This window comes from Pseudoalteromonas luteoviolacea H33-S, from assembly GCF_001625695.1.
Taxonomy (GTDB): Bacteria; Pseudomonadota; Gammaproteobacteria; order Enterobacterales; family Alteromonadaceae; genus Pseudoalteromonas; species Pseudoalteromonas luteoviolacea_B.
Genome location: NZ_AUXY01000080.1, coordinates 165,714 through 175,038, shown reverse-complemented (window position 1 = coordinate 175,038; position 9,325 = coordinate 165,714). Strand labels below are relative to the sequence as shown.

Annotated in this window: 10 protein-coding genes; 7 read left to right on the top strand and 3 right to left on the bottom strand. The window is 40.2% G+C overall.

Translation table 11 applies throughout. The features are described 5' to 3' along the window. Positions 1-205: 205 nt before the first annotated feature. On the top strand, positions 206-400 hold the full coding sequence (locus N477_RS15625) for a (2Fe-2S)-binding protein (protein WP_023397915.1): 195 nt from the start codon (positions 206-208) through the stop codon (positions 398-400). 56 nt (positions 401-456) lie between these two features. On the opposite strand, the gene bfr (N477_RS15620) is transcribed toward N477_RS15625, so the two are convergent. Next, positions 457-921, bottom strand: coding sequence for a bacterioferritin (gene bfr, locus N477_RS15620; protein ID WP_063363616.1), 465 nt, complete (start codon positions 919-921; stop codon positions 457-459). Between the two features lie 12 nt (positions 922-933). Then, the gene (bfr, locus tag N477_RS15615) at positions 934-1,404 is read right to left on the bottom strand and encodes a bacterioferritin (protein ID WP_039610271.1); all 471 of its coding nucleotides are present in this window, start codon (positions 1,402-1,404) and stop codon (positions 934-936) included. A gap of 297 nt (positions 1,405-1,701) precedes the next feature. Between bfr (N477_RS15615) and N477_RS15610 the strand changes: the two genes are divergently transcribed. The 6 genes from N477_RS15610 (at position 1,702) to N477_RS15585 (ending at position 8,368) form a co-directional block, all read left to right on the top strand. Then, on the top strand, positions 1,702-2,208 hold the full coding sequence (locus tag N477_RS15610; RefSeq protein WP_063363617.1) for a hypothetical protein: 507 nt from the start codon (positions 1,702-1,704) through the stop codon (positions 2,206-2,208). Between the two features lie 18 nt (positions 2,209-2,226). Beyond that, entirely contained in the window at positions 2,227-2,835 is a 609-nt protein-coding gene (locus N477_RS15605) for a superoxide dismutase (RefSeq protein WP_063363618.1), read from the top strand. A gap of 236 nt (positions 2,836-3,071) precedes the next feature. Further along, positions 3,072-3,794, top strand: coding sequence for a substrate-binding periplasmic protein (locus N477_RS15600; protein WP_196760635.1), 723 nt, complete (start codon positions 3,072-3,074; stop codon positions 3,792-3,794). Positions 3,795-3,857: 63 nt separating this feature from the next. Beyond that, entirely contained in the window at positions 3,858-4,439 is a 582-nt protein-coding gene (locus N477_RS15595; protein WP_063363620.1) for a thymidine kinase, read from the top strand. 52 nt (positions 4,440-4,491) lie between these two features. Further along, positions 4,492-5,820: an ATP-binding protein gene (locus N477_RS15590; RefSeq protein ID WP_063363621.1), complete on the top strand. Its 1,329-nt coding sequence runs from the start codon at positions 4,492-4,494 to the stop codon at positions 5,818-5,820. Between the two features lie 121 nt (positions 5,821-5,941). Then, entirely contained in the window at positions 5,942-8,368 is a 2,427-nt protein-coding gene (locus N477_RS15585) for a PAS domain S-box protein (RefSeq protein WP_063363622.1), read from the top strand. A 27-nt stretch (positions 8,369-8,395) separates the two neighbouring features. Here N477_RS15585 and rlmF read toward each other — a convergent pair whose 3' ends face one another. Then, positions 8,396-9,262, bottom strand: a complete 867-nt coding sequence (rlmF, locus tag N477_RS15580; RefSeq protein WP_063363623.1) for a 23S rRNA (adenine(1618)-N(6))-methyltransferase RlmF — start codon at positions 9,260-9,262, stop codon at positions 8,396-8,398. Between the last annotated feature and the right edge of the window lie 63 nt (positions 9,263-9,325).

The window sequence follows — 9,325 nt, the reverse complement described above, 5'->3', positions numbered from 1 at the left end:
GAGAGAAAAATAGTGGTGTTTTTGTCTTAAATTTAGGCGGTAATGTCAATTATACATTCATACATGTACCAAATAATGAAATAAAACTCTTTATTGATCAATGCTATTAGTAACTATTCTCATTTTTATGCGTAAGTGAGTTGATAACTATTTTTGTTTAGATTAAACTAGCTTTAGTTGATGTAATTGAGATTGGTTTTCATTCATGTATATTTGTATCTGCCACGGAATAACAGACAAAAAAATAGCGCAGACGATAGATGACGGTGCTCGCTCTATGAGAGACCTAAGTAAAGAGCTAGGTGTTGGCACGCAATGCGGCAAATGCTGTAATTGCACAAAGAAGATTTTGAATGAAAAGCTTATCGACATCGTTGATGTGACCGAGCAAGTTGCATAAAGAATTAAATACGAAAAAGGGCGCTTAATTAAGCGCCCTTTTTTAATGGGTGTAACTTACATTTGTGATTGTAAGTAGTTTTCTTGTCCCATTGTTTTAAGTAGTTGCTGTTGTGTCTCTAGCCAGTCTATTTGTTCTTCTTGCTCGCTTTGGATGTTGTCCAAAGCTTCACGGCTGATATAGTCTTGCTTTTCTTCACACAAAGCGATAGCTGCTTGTAAATCTTTTAAAGAGACTTCTTCAAAAGCATGGTTGGCAGCAATCATTTCTGGCACATTCTCACCAATATTTAATCGACCTAAATCTTGTAAGTTTGGTAGACCTTCCAAAAATAAAATACGCTCAATAAGTCTGTCAGCATTTTTCATTTTTTGGATTGATACTTTGTAATCTGCTTTATCTAATTTCATAAAGCCAAAGTCTTTAAACATACGCGCATGAAGAAAATACTGGTTAATACCAACCAACTCGTTTGCAAGCACCTTATTTAGGGCGACAATAACTTCTCTATTACCTTTCATATTTTAGCCTTCCTATGCAAGTTGAGACTGTAGGTAGTTTTGAATACCGATCTTATCAATTAGACCGATTTGCTGTTCAAGCCAGTAAACGTGGTCTTCTTCAGTGTCGAATAGTAGCTTTTCAAGTACTGCACGAGATTGATAATCCTGCTCTTCTTCGCAGGCTTTGATTGCGTCTTTAACACATGCAACCACTTCAAGCTCAAGTGTCAGGTCGTTTTCCATCATCGATTTTACATCTTGACCGATTAATAAATCACGACGTTTGGTCATGTTTGGCACGCCTTCTAGGAATAAAATGCGCTTAATTAGCCAATCAGCGTGCGTTGTTTCTTCTTCCATTTCGTGGTTCAAACGCTCATACAATTTATCAAGACCCATGTCTTCGTACATACGAGAGTGAATGAAATACTGGTCAATTGCAGCTAGTTCATTTGCCAGTAGTGCGTTAAATGCATCGATGATTTTTTGTTTACCCTTCATAGGATGTTCCTCAAACTCTGACTATGAAGAGTATTCTATCTATATGTACTTACTTGTCAATAAAAATCCTTTAAAATCATAGGTTTAACAATTGATTCTTATTCTCATTATCGTTGTCTTTTATGCTTTTAACTCTGGTTGTAATTTATACAACCTAATCGACGAAGTGTGATGCGAGCTGTAAATAAAGCAATAACCACGATTAAATCATGGTAATAATGCAAATAAAAACAATTTGCATTAAGGTGTTGGTTTTGTTTATAGTTGTCAGGTGTAAAGCAATCTAAGGGGAGCGTAATGGCCCTAATTGAGCAACCAGAATCTTCAATTGATACTCCTTTGGAGTACGCCTTAGCACCATGGCAATATGCAATAAAAACGGGCAACCACGCTTTTCAGCATGGCCAATTTGATTCAGCCAGAGACAAATATCAAAGTGCTTTAAATCTGGCAGGTCATTTACTTGAACGCTTTGTAAAAAGTGAAGCAAGTGATGAGCAATTAACGGCAATAGAGCATTGCTGCCCAGCCCTAGTCGTTGCGGCTCATAATTTAGCTGACTGCTTTTTAGCATTGTCTAAGCCTGAGCGAGCGTGCCAGCAGTTGATAGAAGTACATACTGCAATTCTTCATTTAGTCGAAAACGCGTCAATTGAAATCGTTGAGATTGCTTGCCACCACTTACATAAAACACGGCAGGAGTTGATTAACTTTGCGTCCTGTCACCCCCATCTTCCTGAGTTAATTGAACAAGTTAACATGGCAATGGAAGGTGGCTTTAACCGTCCACATATCGTCCACTAAAGTAAATGAGGAAAAATCATGGCTTTTACATTGCCACAACTACCGTACGCGTATGATGCGCTAGAGCCGCATATTGATACAAGAACAATGGAAATTCACCATACACTTCACCACCAGACTTATGTCAATAAAGCGAATGCGGCTTTAGAAGGCACAGAGTTTGCCGACCGTGGTGTTGAAGACTTACTTGTAAACATTGAATCACTACCTGAAAACCTTAAAGGTGCTGTAAGAGACCATGTTGGCGGTCACCATAACCACAGCCTATTCTGGACTATTATGTCTCCAGATGGTGGTGAATTACACGAAGGTGAGTTGTCTAAAGCAATTGCAGACACGTTTGGTAGTTTTGATGCGTTCAAGGAGCTATTCACAGCCGCTGCAGTCAGTCGTTTTGGTAGCGGCTGGGCGTGGTTAGTTGTTGACGCTGATGGTGCGTTGAAAGTGACAAGCTCACTAAACCAAGATAGCCCACTTATGAGCAATCAGACACCAATTTTAGGTTTGGATGTGTGGGAACATGCATATTACCTTAAGTATCAAAATCGTCGTCCTGAATACATCGCGGCGTTTTACAATGTTATTAACTGGGCAGAAGTTGAAAAGCGTTATTTAGACGCGAAGTAATTAAGCTTCAGTTTTCTGTGCCTTGAGCGTTTTACTCAAGGCACTTGTTTATATACTCATAAATACAAGACCAATCTCCTGAACCAAAGGCAGAGCGCTACGAGTAGGCTATAGTATAAAGAGTGTCAGGCATGCCTGTGCATTACTTAACTCTTCAACTAGTTGCGAGCCATATGCGTTTTTTAGCATTTTTTCTTTTCATATCATGGTCCTCATTATCACATGCAACCACCTTCATGACCCTGTGTTATGAAGATAAAAACATCCCTCCGTTTTTTCTTGGTAGCGGTTTTGAAGTACCCAACTACCGCCCGGGTGCGACCATTGAGATTTTGCGCGGGCTAGAGAACAAGGTACGTAATGTAAAGTTTAAATTTGTTCGTAAGCCTTGGCAGCGATGTTTGAAAGAAGTTCAAAAAAACAAAGTGGATGCTGTGGTTGCGTCTTATCGCGCTGAACGATCTACTTTTTTGAATTTTCCCATAAATGAACTGGGCAAGGTGGATGAAACATTAGCGATTAGCATGTTAGGTACTTGCTTAGTCGGTAAGCAAGGCTTAGGTCAAGACGTCGCAAACAACAATTTTCCAATTAGCCTCGCGGTGCCGCGTGGTTATGCAGTGTTAAAATCACTCCAACAAGACTTGTATCGTGTGATTCAAACAGACTCTCAAGATGATGCCTATCAACTTGTTTTGAAGGGCTTAGTAGATGGTGCGCTGGGCTTATGCCAAATTTACGATGAACAGATCTCTGGCTTTCCATATAGTGATTTACTTGAGCCAGTGTTTCCACCGGTCGATATAAGTTATGGGTATTTAGCTCTGTCAAAAGATTTCTTGAAGCAAAACCCAGAGGTCTCCCGTGCTTTATGGGAGGGGCTAGGCGCCATGCCCTTACATGAATATTACTTAGATTATGTAAATAACCCAGTGAATCATAAGATTCCTCGATATTGATTGTGGTCAGCTCAGTCAAGTTTCTGTAGACTTACGTGCACTTGAAATCAGACACTTGCAACTATGGCACAACTTTATTTTTATTACTCGGCAATGAATGCGGGTAAATCGACTACGTTATTGCAATCAGCATTTAATTACCGTGAACGCGGTATGACACCATTTATTTTAACCGCTGCCATAGACAATCGCTCAGGTGTTGGAAAAGTTGCTTCTCGTATTGGCCTTGAGGCCGATGCGAGCACCTTCGAACCAGCTACAAATGTGTTTGAATTAGTAAAGCTTGAGCACGAAAAAAACAAACTTGATTGTATTCTAGTAGATGAAAGTCAGTTTCTATCAAAAGAGCAAGTCTCTGAATTAACAGATGTCGTTGATATGTTGGGCGTCCCAGTGTTGTGCTATGGGCTCAGAACTGACTTTAGAGGTGAGCTATTTGAAGGTGCGCAATACTTATTGGCATGGGCTGACAAATTGATAGAACTTAAAACGGTATGTCACTGTGGCCGCAAAGCGAATCACGTATTGCGGTTAGACGAACAGGGCAATGCCATTGCCGATGGTGATCAAGTAGAAATTGGCGGCAACGATCGGTATGTATCTGTGTGTAGAAAACACTACAAAACTGAGCTTAATAGGTTGTAAATTTAACGCTTTTTGCCATGCTTAAGGCTATCAACACTTATAATTGGTAGCCATGCCAAATTCCACATTTTCTTTTCTAGCAAGCGAGTCTTCGCAAGCACAACAAAAACCACAACGTCCTCCGTGGAAAGTGCTCGTCGTTGATGATGAGCCTGAAGTGCACGAAGTGACAAAAATGGCCTTATCAAAGTTCAGTTATCAAGATCGAGGCTTGTCCTTTTTACATGCCTATTCAAAAGCACAAGCGATAGAATGTATGCAGTCAGAGCAAGATATCAGCGTGATCTTGCTAGATGTAATTATGGAGACGGATCAGGCTGGGCTTGAATGTGTTCATCACATCCGAAATGAATTGAACGATCATGATGTAAGGATAATATTAAGAACTGGCCAGCCTAGCACCATACCTGAACATGAGGTGATGCTTAAATATGATATTAACGACTATAAAAACAAAGTTGACCTAACAAAGTCCCGTTTATACATAACGATGACCAGTGCGCTGAGAGCTTTTCAAGATATTAAGAAGCAGTCAGAATTGGCGAGTGCTTTAAAAGACCTAAATGAGAATTTAGAAGTTAAGGTCGCTGAGCGAACTGCGGAGTTACTAAGTGTAAATACCTCACTACAAGCAGCAAAAGATCAAATCTTAGCTCAGCAGGCATCTTTGCTTCAATCAGAGAAAATGGCCTCAATAGGCTACTTAGCCGCAGGAATGGCCCATGAGATTAATAATCCGCTTGGGGCGTTAAAGTGTAATTTTTCAGTGCTGCAAGATTACATTAATGCGGTATTGAATAAAGTAGATGTGACTCATGATGAAGATTTGGACAATGACTTTAAAGACATTTTTGAATTACTTGAAGACAATGCTGTTGATTTAAATAGAATTGAGCGCATTGTGGCTGCCTTGTCGGTTTTTAATGGTATTTCAGATGAGCAGGCTAACCTTTATGACTTACATGAAATTGTTACGAGCTTCAGTGCTGAAATACATAGCCAAGTCGTATTTGAAAATAAGCATGAGCCGCTACCCAAATTAAGTTGCTGTCGTGAGCAATTATTACAAGTGTTCAAAAGTTTATATTTAAATGCGAAGGAATCAGGCTCTGCACTTTGTGACATAAAAATAAGCATACGAAATCATGAGCAGTCAATGAGTGTCTACTTTGAGGATAAGGGGGCAGGGATCCCTGAGCAAAAGCTGAACCAAATTTTTGATCCTTTTTACACAACTAAACCCGTTGGAGCAAATGTGGGGCTGGGTTTAACCATCGCGTTAATGATGGTACAAAATCAAGGTGCTGAGCTTATCGCGACATCGCAGTTAGGTGTTGGTAGCTGTTTTGAAGTTCGACTGCCTCATAATACAAGCAGTTAAGTTTTTCCTTCTTACAATACACTTTGAAGCTTTGGTTTTCGGGTGTATTTAATCTTATTTCTTTCTATATTTATAGCAGGTGGATGGAAACTTACATGGCCGCTGCATATCTGGAGCTGATATGTCTGGAAAAACTTATACAGATTTGGAAAGTGAACTTGAAGGCTTGAGAGAAGAGCTAGAGCAAGTTAAGTTTGAGCGCGACAAATATAAAAAGCTGTTTGATGTATCTGGCGATGCACTTTCAATTATCAATTTAAATTCAGGAAAATTCGTAGAGTGTAACGACGCGGCGATCGAAATGCATGGCATTAGAAGCCAACACGCGTTTTTACAACTGACACCAGCTGATATTTCACCCATACACCAGCCCTGCGGCCAATCATCTGAACACTTAGCTAACCACTATATCGGTAAAACTCAAAATGAAGGCGCGCAATTATTTCAATGGACCCATTCTCGCCCAGATGGCTCAACATTCCCATGCTTAGTATCTCTCACGGCAGTGAAGTTCAATGGTGAGGACCTTATTCTGGCGATTGGTCGAGATATTAGTGAAATTGTGCAGGTCCAACAAAAGCTTGATGCTGCCCATTCTGATATCAAACGGTACAAAAAAGCATATCAAAGGGAAAAAGAAAAATTCGAGCATTTTGTAAATTTGGCGCCAGTAGGCATTGCCATAAACTTTATGAAAGATGGCAGTTTTGACTATGTAAATCAGGAATTCAGTAACATTACGGGTTACTCCGTGGAGGAACTAAATCAAATGGATTACTGGCAACTGACGCCGAAAAAGTATGAACAACAAGAATATAAACAGCTCGATGATTTAAAGATGAAAGGGCGCTACGGTCCTTATGCTAAAGAATATATTCATAAATCAGGAAATGTATTTCCGGTGCTATTGTCAGGGATAAAAATTACCGACAGTGATGATGAGGATTTTATCTGGTCTGTTGTTCAAGACACGACGCAGCAAAAGAAGGTTGAGGCGCAAATGCAAAGGGCAAAAGAAGAGGCGGATTCATTCGCTATTCGAATGCAGCTTGCTAACGACTCTGCAGAGATTGGGGTTTGGGAGTGGGATCTTATTTCCAATGAGTTAATTTGGGATGATTGGATGTTTAAGCTGTATGGCGTTTCCCAAGGGCAGTTCTCAGGCGTTTATGAAGCTTGGGAAAATAGTGTTCACCCACAAGACCTTGAATATGCGCGCTCAAAATTAGAGGCGGCAGTGAAAGGTGAAGGTGTTTATGAGCCTGAGTTTAGAGTTGTGCATCCAAATGGCAATATAAGGACCATGAAAGCGAGTGCGGAAGTGCTCAAAGACGAGTCTGGCAAACCAGTCAAAGTCATTGGAGTAAACTATGATGTCACGGATAAGGTAGCTGTGATAGAAAAACTCGCAGCAGCAAAGCTAGCTGCAGAAAACTCAGTTAAGGCCAAGAGTGATTTTCTTGCCAATATGAGCCATGAAATACGTACACCCATGAATGCGATTTTAGGCGGTTTGCAGTTACTTCAAGGTGCAGATTTAAATTCTGACTATAGAAAAACACTTGCTAATGCTTCATTTTCAGCGCAAAGCTTGCTGACAATTATCAATGATATCCTGGATTATTCAAAAATTGAGTCGAATAAGCTGGAACTAGAAAACGCACCTATTTCATTCGCAGATATTGTCGAGTCGGTCAAGTATGACTTGGATGGGTTGATCAGCAAAAAAGGTATTGATTTTAATGTCGCAATCGATGAGGAGTTTGATGACAGGTGGCTCGGGGATTTGGTGAGGGTTAAGCAGATAATTCTAAACTTGGCGTCCAATGCTGTTAAGTTCACGGATGAAGGGTCAGTAAAAATAAGCGTGATGAACGGAAAGTATGAACACAATCCAGCTGTTGTCCTGAATATAGATGATACAGGGATTGGCATGAGTAAGGAGGTGCAAAGCAGTATATTTGACCGGTTTTCACAAGCGGATACATCGACAACAAGAAAATACGGTGGGACTGGTTTAGGTATGTCTATCACCACAAGCTTAGTGCGACTGATGGGAGGAGAAATAAAATTAAAGAGTGAACAAGCTAAAGGCACCAATATCCGAGTTGTACTGCCACTTGAAAAAACGAGTCAAATACCTAGCTCATTACCCTGTAAATCGCTATCACCTCCAGATTTAAAAGGAAGAAAAGTGTTAATTGCAGAGGATAATAAAATTAACCAGATGCTGGTTAAAGTGATGCTCAAAGAAACACAAGCAGAGTTAGTCATTGTAGAAAATGGAAAATTAGCAATTGACGCTTGCCAAAAAGGTGAGTTTGATTTGGTTTTAATGGATATTCACATGCCAGAAATGGACGGTATCGAAGCGCAAACAGTCATCAATACGCAGCAGCCAAACTTACCTATAGTTGCCTTAACGGCGAACGTGATGAAGAGTGATGTGCAAAGGTATCTTGCACAGGGCTTTGTATCTCATGTAGGAAAGCCCATCGACATGAGAGCGCTGTTTGGTGTGCTGCAACATATTCTCAATGACAAGTAGGGCGATAGTGGGGGCATAAGCAGTTCATTAAAACTGCCATGCGATAAATCGACTTTGCTTATTTCCTTGCAACATATTAACGACTTTATGGTTTTTAACGTTTTGCTGTTTCAAGCACTTTGTTAAAGCTGGCAGGTTATCTTTTTTTGATACCAAGGTCGTGAACCATCCTACTTGCTCTTTAAACTGAGTACTTTCTTTTATCATATTTGTAATAAAGGCAAGCTCGCCCCCGTCACACCAAAGCTCTGGTGCATGGCCACCAAAATTTAGTTGTTTAGCTGTTTTTGTGATTCCAAGGTTTTTCCACTTTCTTTGAGTACCTTGTTGAGCTGCCTGTTCACTTGCATGAAATGGTGGGTTACACATAGTGATATCAAAATAGCTATCTTTTGTGATGACGCCTTGAAATATTGAATTGCTGTCAGCTTGATGTTTTATTTTCACCGCCAGCTTGTTTGCCCTAGCGATATTCTCAGCTACTTTCACTGCAATTGGATTAATATCACTGCCGACAAATCGCCATTTATATTCCGCATGCCCTAATATAGGATAGATTAAGTTAGCGCCTGTCCCAATATCCAAACATTTTATCTTTTTTCCAGTGGGGATTTCGCCTTCATTTTCATCTGCGAGTAAATCAGCAAGGGCATGGATATAGTCTGCTCTCCCTGGTACTGGCGGACATAAGAATTGCGGAGGTAGATCCCAATATTTGATCCCGTAGTGCTTGAACAACAGTGCTTTATTTAATAATAGAACGGCTTGAGCGTCAGAGAAGTCAATCGTAGTTTGGTCATTTGGCTTTTTTACAAGATAATTTGCTAGCTCAGGGACTATGACCGAGAGACCAGCTAAATCGTAGCCGTTGGCGTGTTTATTTCTAGGGTGCATGCTTAGAATGTATATCGCAAAATTACTTTGCAGAATTATACCTTAATTTCAATGCCTTCACTA

What these genes read in the sequence shown, in the direction of transcription:
- bfr (WP_039610271.1), bottom strand. Translation starts at nt 1,404, where the DNA reads ATGAAGGGTAAACAAAAAATCATCGATGCATTTAACGCACTACTGGCA.
- N477_RS15600 (WP_196760635.1), top strand. Translation starts at nt 3,072, where the DNA reads ATGACCCTGTGTTATGAAGATAAAAACATCCCTCCGTTTTTTCTTGGT.
- rlmF (WP_063363623.1), bottom strand. Translation starts at nt 9,262, where the DNA reads ATGCACCCTAGAAATAAACACGCCAACGGCTACGATTTAGCTGGTCTC.
- bfr (WP_063363616.1), bottom strand. Translation starts at nt 921, where the DNA reads ATGAAAGGTAATAGAGAAGTTATTGTCGCCCTAAATAAGGTGCTTGCA.
- N477_RS15585 (WP_063363622.1), top strand. Translation starts at nt 5,942, where the DNA reads ATGTCTGGAAAAACTTATACAGATTTGGAAAGTGAACTTGAAGGCTTG.
- N477_RS15625 (WP_023397915.1), top strand. Translation starts at nt 206, where the DNA reads ATGTATATTTGTATCTGCCACGGAATAACAGACAAAAAAATAGCGCAG.
- N477_RS15605 (WP_063363618.1), top strand. Translation starts at nt 2,227, where the DNA reads ATGGCTTTTACATTGCCACAACTACCGTACGCGTATGATGCGCTAGAG.
- N477_RS15595 (WP_063363620.1), top strand. Translation starts at nt 3,858, where the DNA reads ATGGCACAACTTTATTTTTATTACTCGGCAATGAATGCGGGTAAATCG.
- N477_RS15610 (WP_063363617.1), top strand. Translation starts at nt 1,702, where the DNA reads ATGGCCCTAATTGAGCAACCAGAATCTTCAATTGATACTCCTTTGGAG.
- N477_RS15590 (WP_063363621.1), top strand. Translation starts at nt 4,492, where the DNA reads ATGCCAAATTCCACATTTTCTTTTCTAGCAAGCGAGTCTTCGCAAGCA.